Source organism: Franzmannia pantelleriensis, assembly GCF_900102875.1.
GTDB lineage: Bacteria > Pseudomonadota > Gammaproteobacteria > Pseudomonadales > Halomonadaceae > Franzmannia > Franzmannia pantelleriensis.
In genome coordinates this window covers 1-23,701 of record NZ_FNGH01000006.1, presented here as the reverse complement: position 1 = coordinate 23,701, position 23,701 = coordinate 1, and the positions used below count along the sequence as shown (strand labels likewise).

Annotated in this window: 24 protein-coding genes; 14 read left to right on the top strand and 10 right to left on the bottom strand. The window is 64.3% G+C overall.

Annotated features, from left to right (window positions below; all coding sequences use genetic code 11):
* Window positions 1-81 precede the first annotated feature (81 nt).
* The 4 genes from BLT16_RS08565 (at window position 82) to BLT16_RS08550 (ending at window position 4,956) form a co-directional block, all read left to right on the top strand.
* Window positions 82-2,346 (top strand): ATP-binding protein, encoded by a 2,265-nt coding sequence (locus BLT16_RS08565; protein WP_176817199.1) that lies wholly within the window; start codon window positions 82-84, stop codon window positions 2,344-2,346.
* Complete coding sequence (locus tag BLT16_RS08560; RefSeq protein WP_089658125.1) at window positions 2,343-2,891, top strand: DUF4242 domain-containing protein; 549 nt, start codon at window positions 2,343-2,345, stop codon at window positions 2,889-2,891. The genes BLT16_RS08565 and BLT16_RS08560 overlap by 4 nt, the downstream gene beginning before the upstream one ends.
* A 248-nt stretch (window positions 2,892-3,139) precedes the next feature.
* The gene (locus BLT16_RS08555) at window positions 3,140-3,700 is read left to right on the top strand and encodes an OsmC family protein (protein WP_089658124.1); all 561 of its coding nucleotides are present in this window, start codon (window positions 3,140-3,142) and stop codon (window positions 3,698-3,700) included.
* A complete protein-coding gene (locus BLT16_RS08550; protein ID WP_089658123.1) occupies window positions 3,697-4,956 on the top strand; it encodes a flavin-containing monooxygenase in 1,260 nt (419 codons plus the stop codon). The genes BLT16_RS08555 and BLT16_RS08550 overlap by 4 nt, the downstream gene beginning before the upstream one ends.
* A 53-nt stretch (window positions 4,957-5,009) precedes the next feature.
* Here BLT16_RS08550 and BLT16_RS21105 read toward each other — a convergent pair whose 3' ends face one another.
* Window positions 5,010-5,144, bottom strand: coding sequence for a hypothetical protein (locus tag BLT16_RS21105; RefSeq protein ID WP_281243300.1), 135 nt, complete (start codon window positions 5,142-5,144; stop codon window positions 5,010-5,012).
* A gap of 541 nt (window positions 5,145-5,685) precedes the next feature.
* Complete coding sequence (locus BLT16_RS08545) at window positions 5,686-6,483, bottom strand: amidohydrolase family protein (protein ID WP_089658122.1); 798 nt, start codon at window positions 6,481-6,483, stop codon at window positions 5,686-5,688.
* Between the two features lie 154 nt (window positions 6,484-6,637).
* Between BLT16_RS08545 and BLT16_RS08540 the strand changes: the two genes are divergently transcribed.
* Genes BLT16_RS08540 through BLT16_RS08525 form a run of 4 tightly spaced genes read left to right on the top strand, consistent with a single transcriptional unit; the run spans window position 6,638 to window position 10,397 of the window.
* The gene (locus BLT16_RS08540) at window positions 6,638-7,396 is read left to right on the top strand and encodes a GntR family transcriptional regulator (RefSeq protein WP_089658121.1); all 759 of its coding nucleotides are present in this window, start codon (window positions 6,638-6,640) and stop codon (window positions 7,394-7,396) included.
* 53 nt (window positions 7,397-7,449) lie between these two features.
* Window positions 7,450-8,412 (top strand): tripartite tricarboxylate transporter substrate binding protein, encoded by a 963-nt coding sequence (locus BLT16_RS08535; RefSeq protein ID WP_089658120.1) that lies wholly within the window; start codon window positions 7,450-7,452, stop codon window positions 8,410-8,412.
* 23 nt (window positions 8,413-8,435) lie between these two features.
* A complete protein-coding gene (locus tag BLT16_RS08530; RefSeq protein ID WP_245701551.1) occupies window positions 8,436-8,894 on the top strand; it encodes a tripartite tricarboxylate transporter TctB family protein in 459 nt (152 codons plus the stop codon).
* 12 nt (window positions 8,895-8,906) lie between these two features.
* Entirely contained in the window at window positions 8,907-10,397 is a 1,491-nt protein-coding gene (locus tag BLT16_RS08525) for a tripartite tricarboxylate transporter permease (RefSeq protein WP_089658118.1), read from the top strand.
* A gap of 103 nt (window positions 10,398-10,500) precedes the next feature.
* On the opposite strand, the gene BLT16_RS08520 is transcribed toward BLT16_RS08525, so the two are convergent.
* The 3 genes from BLT16_RS08520 to BLT16_RS08510 form a co-directional block, all read right to left on the bottom strand.
* Window positions 10,501-10,878, bottom strand: a complete 378-nt coding sequence (locus BLT16_RS08520; RefSeq protein ID WP_089658117.1) for a group I truncated hemoglobin — start codon at window positions 10,876-10,878, stop codon at window positions 10,501-10,503.
* A gap of 108 nt (window positions 10,879-10,986) precedes the next feature.
* Complete coding sequence (locus BLT16_RS08515) at window positions 10,987-11,577, bottom strand: TetR/AcrR family transcriptional regulator (RefSeq protein ID WP_245701549.1); 591 nt, start codon at window positions 11,575-11,577, stop codon at window positions 10,987-10,989.
* 42 nt (window positions 11,578-11,619) lie between these two features.
* Window positions 11,620-12,603 (bottom strand): LysR family transcriptional regulator, encoded by a 984-nt coding sequence (locus BLT16_RS08510; protein ID WP_089658115.1) that lies wholly within the window; start codon window positions 12,601-12,603, stop codon window positions 11,620-11,622.
* Between the two features lie 112 nt (window positions 12,604-12,715).
* On the opposite strand from BLT16_RS08510, the gene BLT16_RS08505 reads away from it, so the two are divergent.
* Entirely contained in the window at window positions 12,716-13,657 is a 942-nt protein-coding gene (locus BLT16_RS08505; RefSeq protein WP_089658114.1) for a sodium-dependent bicarbonate transport family permease, read from the top strand.
* Here BLT16_RS08505 and BLT16_RS08500 read toward each other — a convergent pair.
* The gene (locus BLT16_RS08500) at window positions 13,654-14,538 is read right to left on the bottom strand and encodes a class I SAM-dependent methyltransferase (protein ID WP_089658113.1); all 885 of its coding nucleotides are present in this window, start codon (window positions 14,536-14,538) and stop codon (window positions 13,654-13,656) included. The two genes, BLT16_RS08505 and BLT16_RS08500, sit on opposite strands and share 4 nt — an antisense overlap.
* Before the next feature lie 258 nt (window positions 14,539-14,796).
* On the opposite strand from BLT16_RS08500, the gene BLT16_RS08495 reads away from it, so the two are divergent.
* The 5 genes from BLT16_RS08495 (at window position 14,797) to BLT16_RS08475 (ending at window position 21,759) form a co-directional block, all read left to right on the top strand.
* Window positions 14,797-15,966: an isovaleryl-CoA dehydrogenase gene (locus tag BLT16_RS08495; protein WP_089658112.1), complete on the top strand. Its 1,170-nt coding sequence runs from the start codon at window positions 14,797-14,799 to the stop codon at window positions 15,964-15,966.
* Window positions 15,967-16,115: 149 nt separating this feature from the next.
* On the top strand, window positions 16,116-17,723 hold the full coding sequence (locus BLT16_RS08490; RefSeq protein WP_089658111.1) for a carboxyl transferase domain-containing protein: 1,608 nt from the start codon (window positions 16,116-16,118) through the stop codon (window positions 17,721-17,723).
* A gap of 215 nt (window positions 17,724-17,938) precedes the next feature.
* Entirely contained in the window at window positions 17,939-18,754 is an 816-nt protein-coding gene (locus BLT16_RS08485) for an enoyl-CoA hydratase/isomerase family protein (RefSeq protein ID WP_089658110.1), read from the top strand.
* On the top strand, window positions 18,751-20,778 hold the full coding sequence (locus tag BLT16_RS08480; RefSeq protein WP_089658109.1) for an acetyl/propionyl/methylcrotonyl-CoA carboxylase subunit alpha: 2,028 nt from the start codon (window positions 18,751-18,753) through the stop codon (window positions 20,776-20,778). The genes BLT16_RS08485 and BLT16_RS08480 overlap by 4 nt, the downstream gene beginning before the upstream one ends.
* Before the next feature lie 81 nt (window positions 20,779-20,859).
* Entirely contained in the window at window positions 20,860-21,759 is a 900-nt protein-coding gene (locus tag BLT16_RS08475) for a hydroxymethylglutaryl-CoA lyase (RefSeq protein ID WP_089658108.1), read from the top strand.
* A 73-nt stretch (window positions 21,760-21,832) separates the two neighbouring features.
* On the opposite strand, the gene BLT16_RS08470 is transcribed toward BLT16_RS08475, so the two are convergent.
* The 4 genes from BLT16_RS08470 to BLT16_RS08455 all read right to left on the bottom strand — a co-directional run.
* Complete coding sequence (locus BLT16_RS08470) at window positions 21,833-22,252, bottom strand: VOC family protein (protein WP_089658107.1); 420 nt, start codon at window positions 22,250-22,252, stop codon at window positions 21,833-21,835.
* A gap of 94 nt (window positions 22,253-22,346) precedes the next feature.
* A complete protein-coding gene (locus BLT16_RS21180) occupies window positions 22,347-22,814 on the bottom strand; it encodes a nucleotidyltransferase (RefSeq protein WP_089658106.1) in 468 nt (155 codons plus the stop codon).
* Between the two features lie 86 nt (window positions 22,815-22,900).
* Window positions 22,901-23,326, bottom strand: a complete 426-nt coding sequence (locus BLT16_RS08460) for a GNAT family N-acetyltransferase (RefSeq protein ID WP_089658105.1) — start codon at window positions 23,324-23,326, stop codon at window positions 22,901-22,903.
* A gap of 200 nt (window positions 23,327-23,526) precedes the next feature.
* A partial coding sequence (locus BLT16_RS08455) for a transposase (RefSeq protein ID WP_176817198.1) occupies window positions 23,527-23,701 on the bottom strand: 175 nt, incomplete at its 5' end.

Sequence of the window (23,701 nt, the reverse complement as noted above, 5' to 3'; positions counted from 1 at the left end):
GCGTGGTTTTTAGCATCGCAGAGACGAAACCGAACGCTCGGCGCGGACTATACTGCTAACGTGACAACATCGGGTCCGGACATGAACACGCTGACCCTCAACCTGCTTGGCGATCTCGAAGTCATTCGGGACGGGCAGGTATTGTCGCTGCCGCCCTCGCGCAAGACCCGCGCCCTGCTCGCCTACCTGGCCCGTCATTCGCGCCCCCTGAGCCGCGAGCACCTGTGCGATCTGCTGTGGGAGCTTCCCGACGATCCCCGGGGCTCGCTGCGCTGGAGCCTGTCGAAGCTGCGCCGACTGGTGGACACACCAGGTCGGCCACGACTGCGAGCCGACCGCCTCGCCGTGAGCCTGGATACCTCCGACATCGACATCGACGTGGCCGGCCTGCATGCGCTGTGCAACGGCGGCCTGGCCGAGGCCGACATCGAAGCGCTGGATCATACGGCCAACCGCTACCGTGGCCCCTTTCTGGAGGGGCTGGTGCTGGACCGCTTTCATGATTTCCACGGCTGGTGCCTGGCCGAACGCGAAGCGGCCGTACGCGCCCAGACGACCCTGCTGACGACCCTGGTCGAGCGTCTGGCCGACTCTCCGCTGCATGCCCTGCCCCACGCCCATGCCTGGGTACGCCTGGCGCCCTTCAATGAAACGGCGCGTGCGCAGCTGGTGCGTCTGCTGCTGGCGTTGCACCGCCCGCGCGAGGCCGAGCAGCAGCTGCAACTGGGCGTGCGGCTCATCCGCGAGGCGGGCCTGCCGCTCAACGGCCAGTTGCTGCGTGCCTGGCGGGAGCCGAAGTCCTCACTGCCTCCCCTGCCGGAGAATGTCGATACCGCGACTCCACACGCCTCGGGAGCGGTGGGCACGGGGGAAATCCATCCGGAGCTGACGGGCGACACCCTGGAAGTGATGCGCTGGGCCGCGCTGCTGGCACCGGATCCCGATTTCACCACCCTGGGCCAGGTCTCGGGGCTCGATACCAATCGTCTCGGTATCGCCCTGGAAGTAGCCGAACGCCATCAGTGGCTCTCCATCAGCGCCGAGGGGCTGCGCTTTACGCACGACGCCATGGCAACCGAGCTTTACGAGGCCATTTCCCCGGTACGCCGCCAGACCATGCACCGGCGCATCGCCGAATGGCTGGCCGCAAGCCACCTCAACGACATGTGCCAGGCTACCAGCCTGGTTCACCACGCCCAGGCCAGCGGCGACCTCGACCTGGCAGCCCGGGCCATGATCGAAGCCGGGCGCTTCTGTCTGCGAAACTTCGCCAACGAAGCAGCCCAGCGCTTCGCCCAGCAGGGCCTGGCCCTGACCGATGGCATGACCGGCACCCGGCGTGTCTGTCTCGCCATCGAACTGCACGAGGTTCTTTACAGCGCCGCCCCACTGGCGGACTGGGAGGCCGGTGTCGGCGCAGTGGTGGCGCTGGCCGAGCAGGCGCTGGAGCACGGCGCCCTGGCCCATGCCCGGCTCGGCTATCAGTTGGCCAGCCATATCCGTTGGGCTCACGGCCAGTGGAGCGACGCCCATGAGCAGACGCTCCAGGCGGAGCGCGCAACCCGCTGCGGCGACGACCGCGAGCAGGTCATCGCCATGGCGGAAACCGCGCGCTGTCTGGCCATGCTGGAGCGCGACCTGGGCCAGGCGGCCGAGCTGCTCGAGCAGGCGCGCGAACGGGCCACTCGCCAACACATCGGCCATCCCGCCATTCCCCTGGCACAAGGCCTGCTCAGCCTGCATGAGGACCGCTTCGACAAGGCGGCGAGCTACTTTCGCGAGGCGCGTACCCTGTGCAAGGCCATGGGCGACCGACTGGGCGAGTTCCAGGCTCAGGAGTCGCTGCTGCTGATCGACCTGGAGCGGGACGATTACCAGCAGGCCCAAGAGCGCTGCGTCCAGCTGCAGGAACTCGGCAAACGCCTGCGCGACGGCAGCGAGGCGCCATATGCCGACGCTGCCGCGGCCCTGTGTTCGTATGCCCTCGAGGACGACTCCGCCCCCTTCGGCGTCGCGCTCGTCACCCTGCGCCACGCCGATGCCCGCCATCGCCTGGCCACGCTGCTGCTGCAGGCGGCACGGCTCGATCTCGCTCGCGCTCGAACCGAAACGGCTAGGCAGCGCGCCGGCGAGGCCCTGGAGCATGCCCATGTGCTCGAACGTCGCAGCGAGCAGCTGCTGGCCCACGCCCTGCTGACCGAGTGCGCCCGCCGCCTGGGTGACGAAGACGAACGGCGTGAGCATGCCCAGGCCGCCGAAAGTCTGCTGCAAGAGCCCATTGCGGGTTGGGTCAGGCGACGCTGTCACACGCTATTGGAGCAACCTGCCGCCGAGGACGAAGCATGATCGACGTGTTCCTGGAGCGCCGCCTCCCGCGCCCTCTCGGATCGAAGTTGGTGCGTGCCCTGACCCTGGAAGGACAGCCATGCTTCGATCTGCATCGGATCCAATGGCAGGAAAGCCTGCTGGCACGAGATGGGCAACGCCTGGTCTGTCATTTTCAGGCGCCCGACGTGGAATCGGCGCGTATCGGCCTGCGCCAGGCTGGGGCCGATGTCAGTTCACTGTGGGGCGGCACCGTGCATGCTGCACCGGGCCTGAAAGACTCAGAGCTGGCGGAAGGCAACGTGCTGGTCGAACGTCACTTCGCCGCCCCGGTCACCTTCGAGGCGATCCAGGCCCTGGAAAACGCCGGGGCCGCCTGTCTGTCCAACCATCACGTGCGTTTCCTGCGCAGCCACTTCTCCCTCGACCGGCAGCACATGCACTGCCTCTACCAAGCGCCCGATGCCGAATCGGTACGCCTGGCCCAGCATCAGGCCGGCATGCCGGTCAACCGCATCTGGGCCTTTCAACGCATCGCACCGGCCGATACCACGGCGCAGCCCTGAAAAACCACGCCCTCTCCCACGCTGGGTCTCACGTGCCCCAGCGAGTCTCGCAGCTGACCGCTGACGGTCACCCACGACGAGAAAGGAAACGCTGAACGAATTGACGAGCGAGATGAAGCGCAAGGCGCACGGAGCACAGGAACCGGAGCCTATGGGGTATAGGTGAGGATTCCGAGCACCGCGCAACGCAGTGATTCGCTCGCGCAGACATTTGTGCAGTGTTTCCAGAACAATACGAGGAGAGCTCCATGCACACCACTACTCAACAGATCGACAACGGCGTCAACGTCACCGCCCTGCTGGGCGCCCGCGAAGCGCTGGCCCAGGCACCGCAGGCCGCCCGCTTCACCTGGCGCGCTCACTGCGACTGGATTCGCGGCACGCACAGCCAGATCGCCGTCGAGGATTTCCACGGCCTCGGCGAAACACAGCGGCATCGCTCACGCTTCACCTACCAGGCGGACCACCCCGAAGTGTTCGCCGCCGAAGACCAAGGCCCCACTCCGGTGGAGTATGTGCTGGTCGGGCTGGCCGCCTGTCTCACCGCCGGTGTCGCAGCCGTGGCCCAGCATCGCGGCATCCAGCTGCGCTCGGTCAAGGCCATGGTGGAGGGCGACATGGATATCCAGGGCATCCTCGGGATGGACCCGGAGGTGCGCAACGGCTTCGACGACATCCGCGTGACGTTCGAGATCGACGCCGACGCCAGCCGCGCGGATATCGAGGCGCTGGTCGCCCAATCGCAAAAGCGTTCGGCCGTGTACGACCTGCTGACCAATCCCACCCACGTGAAGGTCGAGCTGAAATGAAGCGTGTGACCGCCGTGGTCATCGGCGCCGGCCACGCCGGGCTCGCCATGAGCCATCATCTGGCCCGGCACGGCATCGACCATGTGGTGCTGGAACGCGGCGAGGTGGCCAACGCCTGGCGCCACGAGCGCTGGGAGTCGCTGCACCTGCTCACGCCCAACTGGCAGTGTCGCCTGCCCGGGCAGTCCTATGCCGGCCCGGAGCCGGAAGGCTTCATGAGCATGCCGGAGCTGATCGCCTTTCTCGATGACTATGCACGGGGCCTTTCGGCCCCGCTGCATACCGCGACCGAAGTGCTCACTCTGCGCCAGGTGGAGGGAGGCTACCGGATCGTCACCAATCGGGGCGAATGGCGCTGCCACGCGGCGATAATCGCCACCGGTGCCTGCCAGCTTCCCGTCGTGCCTGCCATGGCGGCAGCCCTGCCGCCATGGATCATGAGCCTGACGCCACATGCGTACCGTCGACCGGAGCAGCTGCCAGAAGGCGGCGTGCTGGTGATAGGCGCCTCGGCCACCGGCGTGCAGCTGGCCGACGAGCTTCAGCGCAGCGGTCGAAGCGTCACGCTGGCCGTGGGGCAGCACCTGCGCCTGCCGCGGCGCTACCGCGGCCGTGACATTCAATGGTGGCTGGAGCATGCCGGCTTGCTCGACCAGCGCTTCGACGAGGTGGAAGATCTCGCCCGCGCCCGGCGTCAGCCCTCGCCGCAATTGCTGGGCAGCGCCACGCCCGAGGATCTCGACCTCAACGCCCTGAGCGAGCGTGGCGTGCGCCTGGTGGGGCGTCTGGCCGGCTTGGTCGGCACCCGCCTGCAGTTCTCGGGCTCGCTGGCCGTTCACTGCACCGCGGCGGATCTCAAGCTGGCGCGGCTGCTCGACAACCTGGACGCCTGGGCCATCGCCCACGGCTGGCACGAGGCCCTGCCCGCCCCGGAGCGCCCGGCGCCCACCCGGGTGCCACCGCGGCCCTGCCTGGGCCTCGACCTGGCTGCCGGTGAGATCAAGACGGTGCTCTGGGCCACCGGCTTTCGTCCCGACTTCCGCTGGCTGCAGGTACCGGTGTTCGATGCCCGAGGGCGCCTGCGCCACGAAGGCGGGGTGGTGGCTCCCGGCCTCTACGCCATGGGTCTGCCCTTCATGCGAAGGCGCAAGTCGGGCGCCATCCACGGCGCCGATGACGACGCCGCCGAACTCAGCGCCCATCTGGTTGCCCAGTTGGCTCTGCGCCAGCGGTCGCCGTCGATCCTCACAAACTGACAGGGCGCCCATGTCATACGACATGGGCGCCCTGAATTGATAACCGCGCGATCTTACTTTGCCTGCTTGGTGGGCAACGACACATCCCAGATGGTGGGAAACCGTTCCTTCGTGGCCGGGGTATCCTCGGCCTCGCTACGCGGTGTAGCCAGCAGGTCGCGGATCAGGGTAAGCAGTTGAGTTGCCATGAGTCATAACGGTCCGTGCAGACCGCCTCCTTTATTTAGTGGAAATATTTTCCAACATAATGCACGGGATTAGACTTTAGTTTAAGTCAGGCGACGAGAGATCCTCGCCGAGGGGAGGAAAATCAAACACGAACCGCTATACTGCATCGCAACATGAATGATATAGAAGCTGACATGACCAAGGAAAAAGCCAGCATATCGTTTGGCGGCGTGACCGGCACCGACGCCGAGGAAGACACGGCATGAGCGGCATTCTGGCCATCGGCGTTGCGCTGCTGCTGTTGATATATCTGGCCTATCGCGGTTTGCGCCTGCTGATTCTGGTGGGCTCGCTGGTGGGCTCTTTTTAACGGCTCGTTTTCCACTCGGACTGGCGTGGCTATTCGATAGCCTGGACGCCTGAGCCTGAGCCATCGTCCACGGCTGGCCAAGGTAAAAACACCGCACGGCAGCTTCGCCTGCATCCTGAAACGCCACGGCCCCAGCCGCTCGATGAGAGCGACCGGGGTCTTCGTCCGCCCTAGTCCCTCTCGAACCATCGTCAATCGAGACGAAATAGCCGCCGCGGAGAATCGTTCAGGATAACGCGCCGGTCATCGTCATCGTGGACCCAGCCAGCCAGCCAGTCGAGAGTAGCCGGGTAATCGTGCTTGCCTTCATGGCGAGTCCAGGGCCAGTCGCTGCCCCATACCAGCCGATCTGGTCCCAACTCATTGAGCAGGGCACCCACGTGTGGTCTGAGATCGCGCACTGGTGAGCGATATGGCGCCGACAGCTTGACCCAGGTGCGACCGGACGTGGCCGTCTGCAACAGCAGGCGAAAGCCGTCATCAGCAGATGGCCGTGGCTCGTTCGGCAGCCCCAGGTGATCGATCACCAGGTTGACACCATGCTCATGCAGCGCGGGCAAGAGTTCTGGCAGACGATTTCCCTCCAGGTGCAGCTCCAGGTGCCACGCCATCACTTTCAGCCGGTCGAGGAAGTCGATCCATTGAGGATCGTTCAGGTCGGGAAGTTCGCGGCGCCGCTCGATCAGATTCCAACGCACGCCGACGATGCCGGCCGCATCGAGCTGGCGCATCTCGGTCAGGCTCGTATCCTTGGGAAGCTGCACCACTCCGCGGTAGTCCTCACCCAGCTGGCCGAGAATCCGCAGCAGCTCACGATTGTCGTGACCGAGAAAACTCGGCTGCACCAGCACACCACCACGCAGCCCACAGGCCATCAGGTGCGCCTGCCACTCATGCAGTGGCGCCGGCCGCGAAGGGCGGTAATTGGAACCGTTGTTCTCAACCACTTGCGCATAGACGTGGGCGTGACAGTCGAAGCCTAGCGTCACTCTGGATTCCTCCCTCTCCGGCCATGCGAGCCGCCATCCATACTCGACACGCCAATTAGACATAAGTCTAGTTCTCTAGAGAACTGATTGACTAGAAGTATACACTGGTCTTTAGTGACATCAACCAGACAGCGGAATCTGCCAGGAGCCCCCGATGCAAGCGCTACACACCCCACGCAGCGATGGACGTCTACCGCTCTATGCACGGCTACGCGATCAGCTGGCATCGCGTATCGCCAATGGCGAATGGTCGCCTGGCGATATGCTGCCGTCCGAGAATCGGCTAGCCGAGGAGTATGGCGTAGCGCTGGCGACCATGCGTATGGGCCTTAAGCAGTTGGTGGACGAGGGCTTGCTCGAGCGCCGCCGCGGCACCGGTACCTTCGTCAAGCAACCGGCATTCCGCGCTGACCTATTCCGCTTCTTTCATGTTCACGATGTCGAGGATCCTGACCGTCCGGTGATCCCCGAGAGCCGTATCCTGACGCGTCAGGAGGTCGACTTGCCTCCCGCGGTCAAGCAAGCCTTCGGCGACGATGGCAGCACACGCTGCCTCAAGCTGGAACGTGTCCGTCTCTGGGCAGGAGATCCACTGCTGTTCGAGGAGATATTCCTGCGCCTACCCGACTTCGATGGACTGATGACACTCGATCCCAAGGAGATGGGGCCGCTGCTCTATCCGGTATTCCTGCAGACACTCGGGATCCTCATCTCGTCTGCCACCGATGAGCTCTCGTTCGGTACCGCCACGTCGGCCAGCGCCAGGCACCTCGCGCTTCCCGCCGATTCACCGGTCGCCGTCATAGAGCGCGTTGCGCGCAACCCTGTGGGCCGCGTGATCGAGTACCGCCGCGTACACGGTCGCCCCGAGCGGTTCCGTTATCGCGTCAACCTCGGTGAACACACCTCCTGATGCCCCGGCACAGCGCCACCACGCCAAACGACGTAAAACGATAGGTACAACAAATGAAAACCACGCTGCTCATTACTGCCACTGCCATGTCCGCCGCGGCTTTCGCTCCCGTCCTGGCAAGCGACTACCCCAACCGCCCCATCGAGATCATCGTGCCGGCCCCCGCCGGCGGCGGCACCGACAACGTCGCCCGTATGCTCAATCAATATCTCGAGCAGGAGCTCGGGCAGGCCGCCGCGGTACTCAACGTCGCCGGTGGCGGTGGTGCCATCGGGGTCAACCAGTTGGCGCGTTCACGCGCCGATGGCTACACCCTGCTGTCGACCTGGAACAGCCCCATCACCACGGTGCCGCATATGCAGCGCGTGCAGTACTCCTACGAGACGCTGACCCCGATTACCAGCACCTCGCAGAGTGCCTATACCCTCTGCGTATCGCCTGATTTCCCGGCAGACAACGCCGAGGAGCTACTCACCGAACTGCAGGCCAATCCCGGTCGCTACACCTACGGCAACGATGGCGTCGGCGGCACCATGCGCCTGGCCGCCGAACGGATCTTCGATGCCTTCGACATCACCGCCCGCCCGATTCCGTTCGGCGGTGCCGGCGAGACCCTGCAGAACTTTCTCGGTGGCCACGTAGACATCTACGGCGGCTCCATCACGCCTGTGCTGCCGTATGTCGAGGACGGCCAGGCCAAGTGCCTGCTGGTGACCTCCGCCGATGACAACGATGCCCTGCCCCAGGCATCCGGGCTCGCCGCACTGGGCCATGCGGAGCTGGAAACCGTGCTATGGCGCATGATGCTCGGGCCTGAGGGCATGGATGAAGCACGCGCCGAGGTGATTGCCGACGCCGTGGCGCGTGCCGTAAAGCATCCGGAGTTCCAGGCGTTCCTCGCCGACCAGGGCGAAACCCTCAATCTGGTGCGAGGAGAAGCGCTACGCGAGCGTCTGCAGCAGGAAGCGCAGGCCATTGGCGAGACCCTGGAAGGGCTTGGCCTCAAGCAACACTGACCCGCGTCTGCAGGGGAGCCATCATGTCAATGACTTACAGAGACCTCTTCTCTGGCCTCGCCTTCCTCATCATCGGCGCCATCACCGCCTGGATGGGGAAGGATTTTTATGACGATGCCGCTTATGTCCCCCTTGGGGCAGGCAGCCTGATGAGCCTGTTCGCACTGCCGCTTATCTGGCGAAGCTCGCGACGCCTGCTGGTCGGGAGCCCCGGGGGACAGGCCGTGGCAACGGCGCTGGTGGATCACCCCGGTCGCTTCCTGGCCACGCTTGGCTGCTGCCTGGTCTATTACGTGACCCTGCCACACATCGGCTTCTATACCACCAGTGCGGTGTTCGTCCTGGTGCTGGCCGCGGTGCTGGGAGAAAGGCGCCCCAAGGTCGTCGTGGGTATTACCGTGGTCTTCATCACCCTGCTATATGGCTTGTTCGCCATGGTGTTGAGGCGCCCCTTGCCCGTCGAGTTCTTCCTCGCTTCGTAACAGGGTGTCCCCATGTTCGAATCACTATTGAATGCGCTCCCGGTAGCGCTGCAACTCGGATCGCTGGTCAGCCTCGTGGTTGGCACCCTGGTCGGCATTCTGATTGGTGCTCTGCCGGGGCTCAACCCGGTCATGGCGATCGCCCTGATGCTGCCGCTGACCTATGGCTTCGACCCAGTGATCGCCCTGGGCTTGGTGGCTGGCATTTATAACGGCTCCATGTACGGCGGCTCCATTCCAGCCATTCTGCTCAATATCCCGGGCACGCCAGCGGCCATTGCCACCACCTTCGATGGCTACCCGATGACGCGTAAGGGACAGGGCGGCCTCGCCCTCAAAACCGCATGCTGGTCCTCGGCCATCGGCGGGATCGTCAGTGCACTGGCCTTGATGACGCTAGCCCCGATGCTGGCCAAGGTGACCCTGGCCTTCGGCCCCTCGGAGTATTTTTGGGTGGCGGTCTTCGGCCTGGTCAGCATTGCCGTGCTGGTGGGCAAGGAGGCTAGCAAGGGGATGCTCAGTGCCCTGCTCGGGGTCATCATCGGTCTGGTCGGCGTCGACGCCATCAGTGGCGCCGAGCGCTATACCTTCGGCACCCTCTATCTGGTGGGTGGCTTCGAACTGCTGATCGTGCTGATCGGCCTGTATGCCATACCACCGGTGCTGGAGATGGCGGAGAAGCCCAATGCCTCCTACTTCAATGCCGACAGTTTTCGTGTCTCGGCTGGCGATGGTGGCTTCGGGCTGATACGCCGCTACTGGCCGACCTGGGCCCGCTCATCGCTGACCGGTGTCTGTGTCGGCATCCTGCCCGGAGCAGGCGGCAATCTGGCAGCTCTGCTGAGCTACAACGAGGCCAAGCGCAGAGCGTCCGATCCCGATAGCTTCGGCACCGGCAACCCCGTCGGCGTCGCCGCGGCAGAATCCGGCAACAGTGCCGACAATGCCTCGGCGATGATTCCCTCGCTCACGCTGGGTATTCCCGGCAACTTGATTGCTGCCCTGGTGCTCGGCGCATTGATGATCCATGGTTTGCAGCCCGGTCCACAACTGTTCACCCGCTCACCGGACGTGGTGTTCGGCTTCATGTGGCAGCTGCTGTTGACGGCCATGCTGCTACTGCTGCTGGGTGGCATGATCGCCACTCGCCTGTTCGCCCAGATACTGCGCATGCCTACCGCGCTGCTGGTACCCACTACCCTGGTGTTGATGGCCATTGGCATCTACACCGTCAACGGCAATGTGGTGGACCTCTACGTAATGCTGGCCTTCGGCATGCTCGGCTATCTGCTCAACCGCCTCGCCTTTCCACTCGCGCCCGTGGTGCTCGGTGTCTTGTTGGGCCCCATGGCCGAGCAGAACCTGCGCCTGTCCATGCTGATTTACCAGAACGACTGGACGGTGCTGTTCAGCCGACCGATCTCACTGGGCATCGTGGCGCTGCTGACCGCGGTGCTGTTCTCCCAGGCGTGGAGGGCCTGGCGTTCCCAACAGCATTCGTAAGGACGAGCAAGTAGCGCTGCCCTCGCCGAGATTATCCAACCAACAGCACCATCGCAGACGTCCGGGCCTGCCGGACGTCTGCGCTTTCCGCCTTCTCGTTGGCTCAAACGTGCAGTATCTCCTCCTTCAGTGAGTAGACGATGCCCAGCATCTCCTGACGGGTCTGTGGATCGACGCCGTGACGATCGAGCACGCCGAGGATGTCATCCATGACGGCCATGTACTCGGCCTCGCCGACGTTCATGCCGCGATGCGCCTCGAGCATGTTCTTGCCGCGGTACTCCGCAGGGCCGCCACTGCCGGCGGAGAGGAAGTCCCGCAGGTGCCCTTTCAACTCCTCGAGATGCTCTGGATCGTCCAGCGCGGGCAGATAGCGGGCTTGAACCGTCGGGTTCTGCATATGCGCCTCGACAATATCGTCGACCAGCAAGGCAATGCCCTGCTCGCCGCCCAGACGCTGGTAGAGGCTTGTGGTTGTCATCTGATACCTCCCGGGCCGGTCATGGAGCCGACCCTTGCCACTCGTGAGGGACGGCTGGCAGCCGTCCGGAACAGACCGGTCGGTCTACCCCTCGGCGCAAAAAAACGCTTAACGCGTTGCGGCCGCGAAATAGAAGTCGAGCATGGCCCCCAGCGGGCCGGGGTCACGACGCAGGCGACTGCGAAGCGCAGCCCCCTCCCAGCAGTCCAGCAGCCGGTCCGCCAATTGGCGTGGGTCCTGCTCCGCCGCCAGCTCCCCGCACTGGCGTGCCTCCTCCAGACAGTCGGTAATCCGCTCGGCGATCAGGTTGAAACAGCCCTCGATCTTGTGCCGAAAGGTGTCGCTGACCCCGGACAGTTCCTGGCCAAGCCCACCCAACAGGCAGCCGAGGTAACCCTCGCTGCGGTACTTCTCCCGCGACAGCTCGAAGAAACGACGCACCCGCTGCAGAGGTGGCAGGGCACGATTGCCCAGGCTCATATCCAGCCCCTGGTGAACCTGCTGCATATAGCGGTCCACTACCTGCAGAGCGAAATCCTCCTTGCTGCGGAAATAGTGGTAGAAGGACCCTTTGGGGATCCCCGTTTCCGCCAGCAGCGCCTGGATACCCAGGTGGTTGTAGCCTTGTTTCAATAACATGGCGAGTCCCGCCTCGAGCAGGCGATCCTTGGTGGACATTTCCTTAGCTTCAGCCGTCATGCACGCTCCCCGTAGACCGACCGGTCTACTCTTTACTATGGCTCAGTTCGCCGAGTCGTCAAGCTCCGGGCGCACTTCCGCGAGTCGCGCCAGCAGCCCTTCCAGCTCGTTGCTCAAGAAGCGCGGCTCGACGCACTCGTCCAGGTGGCCGGCGGCGAAGTGCAGAAAGCCCAGCGCCGCATGGGAGAGTCGCCGGTCGCGGCGTACGATGAACTGCCAGTGACTCTCGATGGGTAGCCCCGTCACCGGCAGGATGACGATATCCGGGTGCTCCGCCGGCAGCACATGCTCGGATAGCACGGCAAGGCCCAGCCCCGACGCCACGCCGACGCGGATCGCTTCATTGCTGGCCATCTGCAGGGTCGCCCCGAGCGTCAGCCCCTGCTCCTGCAGCCAGCTCTCGAACAGCATGCGAGTGGCCGAACCCGGCTCGCGCAGCAGCATGCGCTCGCCGAGCAGCTCGCTCATATCGATGCGCTCACGGCCGGCTAGCGGATGGCCCCGCGGCGCCACCGCTACCAGTGGATTACGCAGAAAGCGCCCGGCCTGGGCGTGGGCCAGCGACGGCGGATGACTGAACACGTAGAGGTCATCCTCCTGGCGCTCGAAGCGGGTCAGCATCTGGCGGCGGTTGCCGATATGCACGGTGATCTCGACCTCGGGAAATGCCTGACTGTGCGGCCCCAGCAGCCGCGGCAGCACGTACTGGGCGGTATTGACCAGGGCAATCGAGAAGCGGCCACGCTCGCCGCCGCGCAGCGCCGCGAGGTAGTCATCGAAGTCGTCGAAGCGTCCCAGCACCTCGCGGCTGGCGCGATAGAGCTCGCTACCCGCCTCGGTGGGCAGCAAGCGCCCCTGGCGGCTCTCCAGCAGCGGCTCGCCGACCGCCTCGCTCAGCCGCTTGAGCTGCATCGATACCGTCGGCTGGGTGAGGTGGAGTCGCCGCGCCGCCTCGCTCATGGTGCCGCTCCTGACCACGGCGACATACACCTGCAGCAGGCGGAAGGTGAGATGGCGGATATTCATCCCAGCCCCCATATAGATAAATATCTATAAAGGATTGCTCAAATTTTGATTAGCCGCAATAGCCTTACCTTTGCAGAATGCGCAGCACCTTCTCCCAGCCCGAGATGTCCTGATGCCCGATATCGTGGTGATGTTCTTCCTGCTTGGCCTGCTGGCCGGCGTGGTGAAATCCGACCTGGCCATCCCCAAGGCCGCCTACGACACCCTGAGCCTGCTGCTGATGCTGACCATCGGCCTCAAGGGCGGCATGGCGCTGTACGGCAACCTGGGCTGGTCACTGCTGCCCGAGCTGCTCGCAGTGGCCGCCCTGGGGGCGCTGATTCCCCTGGCACTGATGCCGCTACTGCGGCGCCTGGTGCGCCTGTCACCCGCCGACAGCGCCAGCATCGCCGCCCACTACGGCTCGGTGAGCGCCGGCACCTTCGCCGTGGCATTGGCTTTCGCCGAGGGGCGCGGCCTGGCGATCGGTGCAGAAGTCACCCTCTACCTGGTGATGATGGAGCTGCCGGCGATCATGGTCGCCATCGCCCTCTACCGCCGCTACAAGGGCAGCGACTCCAGCCAGGCCCTGCAGGGCATCTGGCACGAGACCCTGACCAATCGCGGGGTGATCCTGCTGGCCGGCGGCGCGGTGATCGGCGCCATGTACGGCCCCGCCCAGGGCAGCAACGTCACCGAGCTGTTCACCACCGCCTTCCATGCGGTGCTGGCGCTGTTCCTGCTGCAGATGGGCCTGACCGCCGCCGAAACCCTGCGCCCCATCCCCTGGTTCCACTGGCGGCTGCTGACCTTCGCCCTGGTCGCCCCGCCGCTGCTGGCCATGACCGGCCTGGGCGTCGGCTTGCTGCTGGGCCTGCCCAGCGGCTCGCTGCTGATCCTCACCGCGCTTGCCGCCAGTGCCTCCTATATCGCCGCCCCGGCGGCCATGCGCAGCGCCATCCCCGAGGCCAATATCGGCCTGGCGATGCTCGCTGCGCTGGGGTTTACCTTCCCCCTCAACGTGATCGTGGGGATCCCCCTCTACCAAGGACTGATCCAGTTAGTGACGAGTTAGCCGGCCATCGCTGGCGCCGCCGGCTTGCGCGCCGTGATGGTCCAGGAGCTGGAGTCCATGACGATCTTGCCATCCTGCTCGAAGGGCGCCAGGACGTCACGCAGCGCCGCTTCGATCTGGGGTCGCTGCCGCTCCGCCTCCTCCCCGGCTTCGCGAAATACCTCCCCCGCCGGCCCCAGCGCGAGCTGGAAACGCATGGCATTCTCGACTGAATCGCCCACCTCCACCGGGCCATCGTTACGCTCGAAGGCCACCTCCTCGAAGCCGGCGATCTCCAGCTGCTGGGTCACCACCTCGGGATTGGCCATCGAGAAGGGGCCTGGGCCACAGGTGCGGGCGTCCTCCCCCGGCGGCGGCAGAAAGTCCAGCACCACCTGCTTGGGCAGGCCGAGCCAGGGGTTGTCCTGGATATCGCGCCAGACGATGAACATCAGCTCCCCGCCGGGGCGCAGTGCCTTGTACACGTTGCGCATGGCCACCACCGGATGCTCGAAGAACATCATGCCAAAGCGCGAAAAGCACAGGTCGTATAGCGGCTCGAAGGGGTAGCGCTCGACGTCAGCGGTCACGAAGCGCACATTGCTGACGCCGGCCTCGTCGGCCCGTCGTCGCGCATCCTCAAGAAACTCTTCGACGCAATCCAGCCCCAGCACCTCCCCCTCGGGGCCGGCCTTGCGCGCCAGTGCGATGGCAGTGTCACCCCAGCCACAGCCGACATCGAGGATGCCTGCGCCAGCGGGCACGTCCAGGTGTTCGAGGGGGACACGGCTGTGATAGCTCAAGCCGTTCATCAGGATGTCCTGGTAGCGAGTAAACTTCTCGGCCAAGGTATCGTTCCAGAATTCGACATATTCGCTGGCGGGTTGTCCAGTCTGATTCATGACGGTCTCTCCGCATGACGGAACCAAGGCGTCGCCGCCAAGCGGCAACGCCAACGGGCGAGCGACCCGCAGGTGCCCACCATCGTTTTCGTGACGTTCTCTCACACCATCAGTAGTAGCAGCCTTCGTCCATCGTCACCTCGCGTTCGCTACTGACATTGTTCTGGACCTTTCGTCTAACCCTCGCCACGTGCACTTTACGTCAACGTCAACTTTGCCTAGGCTGACAGCCAGCACCAGACGCTTTCGGAGCCCGCCATGCATAGCCCCTACACGCCTCTCGATTTCGGCCTCGACGACGAGCTCAACATGTTGCGCGACCAGGTCAACGCCTTCGCCCGCAACGAGATCGCCCCGCGCGCCGCCGAGATCGACGCCAGCAACGACTTCCCGGCCGACCTGTGGCGCAAGTTCGGCGACATGGGCCTGCTCGGCATCACCGTGCAGGAAGCCGACGGCGGCAGCGGCATGGGCTACCTGGCGCACTGCATCGCCATGGAGGAGATCTCCCGCGCCAGCGCCTCGGTGGCGCTCTCGTTTGGCGCCCACTCCAACCTGTGCGTCAACCAGATCGCCCTCAACGGCTCGACCGAGCAGAAGGCCCAGTACCTGCCCAAACTGATCAGCGGCGAGCACGTGGGTGCCTTGGCTATGTCGGAGCCCGGCGCCGGCTCCGACGTGGTCTCCATGCAGCTACGCGCCGACAGGCGCGGCGACACGTACGTGCTCAACGGCAGCAAGATGTGGATCACCAACGGCCCCGACGCCGACGTGCTGGTGGTCTACGCCAAGACCGACCCCAGCGCCGGCGCCAAGGGCATCACCGCCTTCCTGATCGAGAAAGGCATGCCCGGTTTCTCGACGGCCCAGAAGCTCGACAAGCTTGGCATGCGCGGCTCCAACACCTGCGAGCTGGTGTTCCAGGACTGCGAGGTGCCGGCCGAGAACGTGCTGGACGAAGTGAACAAGGGCGCGCGGGTGCTGATGAGCGGCCTGGACTACGAGCGCACCGTGCTCGCCGCCGGGCCCATCGGCATCATGCAGGCCGCCATGGACGTGGTGGTGCCCTATATCCACGAGCGCAAGCAGTTCGGCCAGGCGATCGGCGAGTTCCAGCTGGTGCAGGGCAAGGTCGCCGACATGGCCACCACCCTCGACGCCTGCCGCGCCTACCTCTACGCTGTGGCCGGCGCCTGCGACCGCGGCAAGGTGTCTCGCAAGGACGCCGCCGGGGTGATCCTCTACTGCGCCGAGAAGGCTACCCAGGTGGCGCTCGACGCCATCCAGCTGCTCGGCGGCAACGGCTATATCAACGAGTATCCCACCGGCCGCCTGCTGCGCGACGCCAAGCTCTACGAGATCGGCGCTGGCACCAGCGAGATAAGGCGGATGTTGATCGGTCGCGAAATCTTCAACGAATCGGCCTGAACAAGACGGAAGAACGAAGAATGAAGAGGGAAGTAAGGAAGCGCTTTTCTTCCCTCTTCCAGGCACGAAGTGCCGTCTTCTCTCTTCACCCTTGCCAAATCCCAGCACCTCATGTGCCGTGCCACGCGAGTCAGCCAAGGAACCGAGAGATGGCTATTCTGCAAACCCAGATCAATCCGCGCAGCGAACTGTTCCAGGCCAACGAGGCGGCCATGCGCCGGGAGGTGCTGGCGCTGCGCGAGCTGAGCGCGGCGATCCGCCGGGGCGGCGGCGACAAGGCCCGCGCCCGCCACGAGTCTCGCGGCAAGCTATTCGTGCGCGACCGCATCGACCACCTGCTCGACGAGGGCTCGCCCTTCCTCGAGCTCTCGGCCCTGGCCGCCCATGAGGTCTACGACGATGCGGTGCCCGCTGCCAGCATCGTCACCGGCATCGGCCGCGTCTCGGGCGTGGAGTGCGTGATCGTCGCCAACGACGCCACCGTCAAGGGCGGGACCTATTACCCGCTCACGGTGAAGAAGCACCTCCGCGCCCAGGAGATCGCCCGCAAGCATCGCTTGCCATGTATTTATCTCGTCGACTCCGGCGGCGCCTACCTGCCCCTTCAGGATGAGGTATTCCCCGACCGCGACCACTTCGGCCGCATCTTCTATAACCAGGCCACCCTCTCTGCCGAGGGCATCCCGCAGATCGCCGTGGTGATGGGCTCCTGCACCGCCGGCGGCGCCTACGTACCTGCCATGGCCGACGAGTCGATCATCGTCCGCGAGCAGGGCACCATCTTCCTCGGTGGCCCACCGCTGGTGAAGGCCGCCACCGGCGAGAGCATCAGCGCCGAGGCGCTGGGCGGCGCCGACGTCCACGCCAAGCTCAGCGGCGTGGCCGACCACTACGCCGAGAACGACGCCCACGCCCTGCAGCTGGCCCGCGCCTGCGTGGCGCGGCTCAACTGGCAGAAGCGCGGCCGGCTCGCCATGCAGCCTCCCAAGCCGCCGCGCCTCGATCCCGCCGAGCTCTACGGTATCGTCGGCACCGACCTCAAGAAGCCCTTCGACGTGCGCGAGGTGATCGGGCGCATCGTCGACGACTCCGACTTCGACGAGTTCAAGCGCTACTACGGCGACACCCTGGTCACCGGCTTCGCGCATATTCACGGCCACCCGGTGGGCATCGTCGCCAATAACGGCGTGCTGTTCTCCGAATCCGCGGTCAAGGGCGCGCACTTTATCGAGCTGTGCGCCCAGCGCAAGATTCCGCTGGTGTTCCTGCAGAACATCACCGGCTTTATGGTCGGCTCCAAGTACGAGCACGAAGGCATCGCCAAGCACGGCGCCAAGCTGGTTACCGCCGTAGCCTGCGCCCGGGTGCCCAAGTTCACCGTGCTGATCGGTGGCAGCTTCGGCGCCGGCAACTACGGCATGTGCGGCCGCGCCTTCGAGCCCAACCTGCTGTTTATGTGGCCCAACGCGCGCATCTCGGTGATGGGTGGCGAGCAGGCCGCCGGAGTCCTCGCCCAGGTCAAGCGTGAGCAGCACGAGCGCGAGGGCCGCGAGTGGAGCGCCGAAGATGAGGAAGCCTTCAAGCAGCCCACCCGCGAGCAGTACGAGCACCAGGGGCACCCCTACTACGCCAGCGCGCGGCTATGGGACGATGGCGTGATCGACCCGGCCCAGACTCGCGACGTGCTGGGGCTCGCGCTCGCCGCCGCCATGAACGCCGAGATAGAAGACACCAAATTTGGTGTTTTCAGGATGTAGCACCGAGGCAAATGTAGGAGCGGTTTCAACCGCGATGCAGGGCGTAGTAGCCCTACCGGGCAAACACCCCATCGCGAATACATTCGCTCCCACAGGGGAATGGTGCCGAGGCAAATGTGGGAGCGGTTTCAACCGCGATGCAGGGCGTAGTAGCCCTACCGGGCAAACACCCCATCGCGAATAAATTCGCTCCCATACAGGAGGGATATTTCACCATGGCAACGTCTTATTCCCAGATGATCATCGACGAACGCGGCGTCGCCTGGCTAACGCTGAACCGCCCCGAGGTCCACAACGCCTTTGACGACCGCCTGATCGCCGAACTCAACGCGCACCTGACACACCTGCATGAGGCCGCCACCCGCGGCGAGGTGCGCGTGGTGGTGCTGGGCTCCGAAGGCAAGCACTTCTCCGCCGGCGCCGACCTTGGCTGGATGCAGCGCATGGTCGAGTACGACATCGAAGCCAACCTGGCCGATTCGCGCAAGCTCGCCGAGATGATGCAGCGCCTCGACACCCTGCCCTGCCCCACCGTGTGCCGGGTGCAGGGAGCGGCCTTCGGCGGCGCCGTTGGCCTGGCCGCCTGCTGCGATATCGTCATCGCCTCCGAGCAGGCCAGATTCTGCCTCTCCGAGGTCAAGATCGGCCTCTCGCCGGCAGTCATCAGCCCCTACGTGCAGCGCGCCATTGGCCCGCGCCAGATGCGCCGCTTCGCGCTCAGCGCCGAGGAGATCGACGCCGCCACCAGCTTAGGCCTCGGTCTGGTGCACCAGGTGGTGGGCCATGACGACCTGGATGACGAGATCGACGCGATGCTCACCACGCTGCTGGCCGGCTCTCCCCAAGCCCAGCGTGCCACCAAGGCGCTGCTCGCCGAGGTCGCCCGCGAGCCCGACAGCGATGCCACCCGCGAGCACAGCTGCCGCGTGATCAGCGAGCTGCGCGTAAGCGACGAAGGCCAGGAGGGCCTGGCCAGCTTCTTCGACAAGCGCGCCCCGTGCTGGCGCCCGCCACAGGACGACACCCCATGACCACCGCCCGCTTCGATACCCTGCTGGTGGCCAACCGCGGCGAGATCGCCTGCCGCGTGATGCGCACCGCTCGCCGCATGGGCCTGCGCACCGTGGCCGTCTACTCGGATGCCGACGCCAATGCCCGCCACGTGCGCGAGGCCGACGAAGCCGTACGCATCGGCCCCGCCGCCGCCCGCGACAGCTACCTCAACATCGAGGCGGTGGTGGAGGCCGCCCGGCGCAGCGGCGCCGGCGCCATTCACCCCGGCTACGGCTTCCTCTCCGAGAATGGCGCCTTCGTCGAAGCGCTGGACGCCGCCGGCATCGTCTTCGTCGGCCCGCCCGCCGCGGCAATTGCCGCCATGGGCGACAAGTCCGCCGCCAAGGCGCGCATGGCCAACGCCGGGGTGCCGCTGGTGCCCGGCTACCACGGGCACGACCAGGACGACGTCCTGCTGCGTCGCGAAGCCGACAAGATCGGCTACCCGGTGCTACTCAAGGCCAGTGCCGGCGGCGGTGGCAAGGGCATGCGGGTGGTGGAGTCCAGCGCCGACTTCCAGGCCGCGCTAGACAGCTGCCGCCGCGAATCCCGCGCCGCCTTCGGCGACGACCGTATGCTGATCGAGAAGTATCTGATCCAGCCGCGTCACGTCGAGGTCCAGGTGTTCTGCGACCGCCACGGCAACGGCGTCTACCTGTTCGAGCGCGACTGCTCGGTGCAGCGCCGCCACCAGAAGGTGCTCGAGGAAGCCCCCGCCCCCGGCATGACCGCCGAACTGCGCCGCGAGATGGGCGACGCCGCGGTGCGCGCCGCCCAGGAGATCGGCTACGTGGGCGCCGGCACCGTCGAGTTTTTATTGGATGCGAGCGGAGCCTTCTACTTCATGGAGATGAATACCCGCCTGCAGGTGGAGCATCCCGTCACCGAGATGATCACCGGCCAGGACCTGGTCGAGTGGCAGCTGCGGGTGGCCATGGGCGAAGCCCTGCCCTGCACCCAGGACGAACTGACCATCAGCGGCCACAGTTTCGAGGCGCGGCTCTACGCCGAAGACCCGGACCAGGACTTCCTGCCCGCCACCGGCACCCTGGCGCGCTTCGCCATGGACCTCGAAGGCGCCGGGCTCGACCCTCAGCGAGTGCGCCTGGATAGCGGCGTGGAGAGTGGCGACGTCGTGTCCATGCACTACGACCCGATGCTCGCCAAGCTGATCGCCCACGGCGACGACCGCGATCAGGCCCTGGCCACCCTCAACCGAGCGCTGGCCGCGCTCGACGTACAGGGCGTGGTGACCAACCGCGCCTTCCTGCAGCGTCTGGCCACCCACCCAGCGTTCAAGGCCGCCGAGCTGGATACCCGCTTTATCGAGCGCCACCACGCCACCCTGTTCGCCGCCACGCCCTGCAGCATCGACGAGTACGCCAGCGCCGCGCTGATCGCCCTGGACCAATTGGGCCGCGAACGCGAAAGCGACTCGCCCTGGGACCGCCACGACGGCTTCCGCCTCAACGCTCCGCACGGCATCCGCATCGCCCTGTGCGACCGGCAGGATGAAGCCAGCGCCGTCGTGGTAGAGGGCACCCGCGAGAGCGACGCCGACCCGTGGTGCCTCACCATCGGCAGCGAGACCCTCACCGCCAGCCTGCAGCCACTGGAAGGCGACGCCGTGGCGATAACCCTCGATGGCCATCGCCGCCGCCTGCAGGCACGGCTGGTTGGGGAGGGGGAGCGTCATATCATCGTCATGGTCGATCCCGCCGGCGAAACCCGCCTGCTCTGGCGGCGCATCGACGCCATCGACCATGGCCACCACGAAGTCGAATCGACCCTCACCGCGCCCATGCACGGCATCGTGGTCGCGCTGCTGGTGGAGCCAAGCCAGCCGGTGGAGAAAGGCATGCCGCTGATGGTCATGGAAGCCATGAAGATGGAACACACCCTCACCGCCCCCGCCGACGGCCAGGTGGCAAGCTTCCACTTCGCCGCCGGCGATACCGTCGGCCAAGGGGATGTGCTCCTCGAGTTCACACCAAGCGGGTAACCCCCCCTTTGTGGGAGCGAATTCATTCGCGATTGCAGCGCGCAGCGCTGCCCGTCATAAGCCAGTTACCAGGAGGCCGCCATGCCCTTCCCAACACACGTCCGCCTGGTCGAGGTCGGCCCCCGCGACGGGCTGCAAAACGAGCCCAACCCGATCGACACGGCCACCAAGCTGGAGCTGATCGACCGCCTGGGCGCCGCCGGGCTCAAGTATATCGAAGCGGCCAGCTTCGTCTCGCCCAAGTGGGTACCGCAGATGGCCGACCATCGCGGGGTGATGGCCGGTCTCAAGCGCCGCCAGGGCGTGACCTACGCCGCCCTAACCCCCAACCTCAAGGGGCTGGAAGCGGCGCTGGAGTGCGGCGTGGAAGAAGTGGCGGTATTCGGCGCGGCCAGTGAAGCCTTCTCGCAGAAGAACATCAACTGCTCCGTCGCCGAATCCCTGGAGCGCTTCGCCCCCGTGCTGGAGCGAGCCAGAGAAGCCAACGTACGCGTGCGCGGCTACGTCTCCTGCGTGCTCGGCTGCCCCTACGAAGGCCAAATCGCCCCGGCCAAGGTGGCCGAGGTGAGCAAGGCGCTGTTCGATATGGGCTGCTACGAAGTCTCGCTCGGCGACACCATCGGCGTCGGCACCCCGCTCAAGGCCAAGCGCATGCTCGAGGCCGTGGCCAGGGACATCCCCATGGCCCAACTCGCCGCTCACTTCCACGACACCTACGGCCAGGCGCTGGCCAACCTCTACGCCGTACTGGAAGAAGGCGTCGGCGTAGTCGACAGCTCCGTCGCCGGCCTCGGCGGCTGCCCCTACGCCAAGGGCGCCTCCGGCAACGTCGCCAGCGAAGACGTCGTCTACCTGCTCAACGGCCTCGGCATTGAGACCGGCATCGACCTGAACACGCTCGCCGAGACCGGCACCTGGATCACCCAGACCATCGGCCGACCGAACCGCTCGAAGGTAGGCGTGGCGCTGGCGGCGAAATAATCAGATGGTAAAAACGAAAAGCCCCCGAGCCAGGTGAACGGCTCGAGGGCTAGAGTAACTATCATTCCAGGAGTTACGAACGTTCTACATGAAGCCATGGCGCATAGCTCAGCCCCACCAGTACACCCTCGGGACTCATGAACCTTGCGACGGTCTGCCCCCACGGCTCTGTCCGGGCCTCGTGGATGAAGGCCTGACCATTCTCTTTCATTTCCTGCACTGCCGCCTCCACAGCAGCGGCATCTTCCAACTCGAACTCAATCGTAGCCGTGGGCTCAGGAACACTCTCTGGCCATTCATCCTGCCCATAGCAGGACTGCGCGGCCATTGATAAGGGCCATACTCCAAAATGGTGCGCTCCAGGAAAATTATCCATGAAACGATAATCGTCCATCGCCTCAAGCGGCAGACCCAGTGCCTTCTGGTACAAGGACGCACTTGCTGCCGGATCTTTTGTTATGGAAGCAAAACCGGCAATGCACTTGACTTTCACAGGCTCCTCCGTGACTGATTTGGCTTAATACCCGCCATCACCGATGGCAAAAACGGCGCAAAGCAGAGGTTTTCGCATCCGGTACATGGCTTGATCATGTACTCTGACGAATAGCATGAATGTCCTCGATATCTACTGGCCTTGAGAGCGCCAATTTATATCTTACCAGATCTTCCTTAAGCATAAGGGGCAAATCCACACCTAGCAACTGCACTATTTTATGGCGAGAAAAATCTATGTCTAGCGGAACCCAAATTTGACTATATATATCAAAGATTCGCGGGCCATCAGCGTTACCTACCTCCACTTTGATACCCCCATACATGAATTGTACGTATGTTAGATCCCAGCCTTCCTCCCGGTAGTGCCTAGCGGCCTTGGACACATACTCTTGGCCAGCCAAAACCACTGACGAAAAATATTCGCCGGGAACGAAGAGATCAATGTCGTTCAGAACACGTTCAGAGCCGTATCCCTTTGCGGCGAGCCCCCCGCAAATCAGAAAAGGAATGTTCCTATCTCTCAGTAACGCCACGATCCATTGTACTGCTGCTTGATGCAAGCCTCCCCCTTTTGCGCATAGCGCCAGCCATAAATGCCAAGCATAACCAGGTCTGACACACGAAATATTATGACCCCATGGTTGTTTTACGAGTTGAACACCATGACCAACTCAGCGCAACCTGTATGTGGGTCCGCTTTTTCGGACACTACCCGAAAGCCGCAACGCTTATAGAAGTCCACGGTCTTCTTATTCTCTTTGTAGACATCCAATGTAATACGCTCACGCAGCGATTTTGCCTTTGCCATCAGAGCCTGACCAATGCCTTCTCCCTGGCAGCCAGGCGCCACGAAGATAGCCGCCAGCGTATCGCCATGCAGCGAGAAAAAGCCTTTCACCTCACTGCCCGATTTGTACACGTAAGTCTCTGAGGCTGGTATATAGATGTTTCTCATATCATCCAGCTTGGATTCCCAGAATGCGCGGTCGACAAAGTCGTGCGCCTCGGCCGAGGATTCTAGCCAGATACTAAGCACACTATCCATATCTGAAGCGATAAAATCACGGATCATGTTAATCCTCATAACGAGGCTGTAGAAAAACTCGATTCTGAGTCCTCCCCACCGCCTGTTTTCTGATTTTGTGTACCGCCCACCAAATAGACAAATTTTTTGGGTCAAGGGGCCTAGCTGACCATCTCGGTACCTGGATGATGTCAAAGTCACTCATCACAAGCATTTGGCGGCCACATTTAGGCCTTGTAGCCCCTTTATCACGTGCCTAACCGACCATAATTGGCGAGCTTCTCAATGTTGTGTATTAAGCAGTATAACTGCCACTGACCCTGTACCTTCTTCTTGCCACGAAGCCCGAATCGGTTCAAACGTTTCGTGGTGCCGATGTTGCCGAATACCGGCTCCACCACTGACATTCGATGGCTATATATC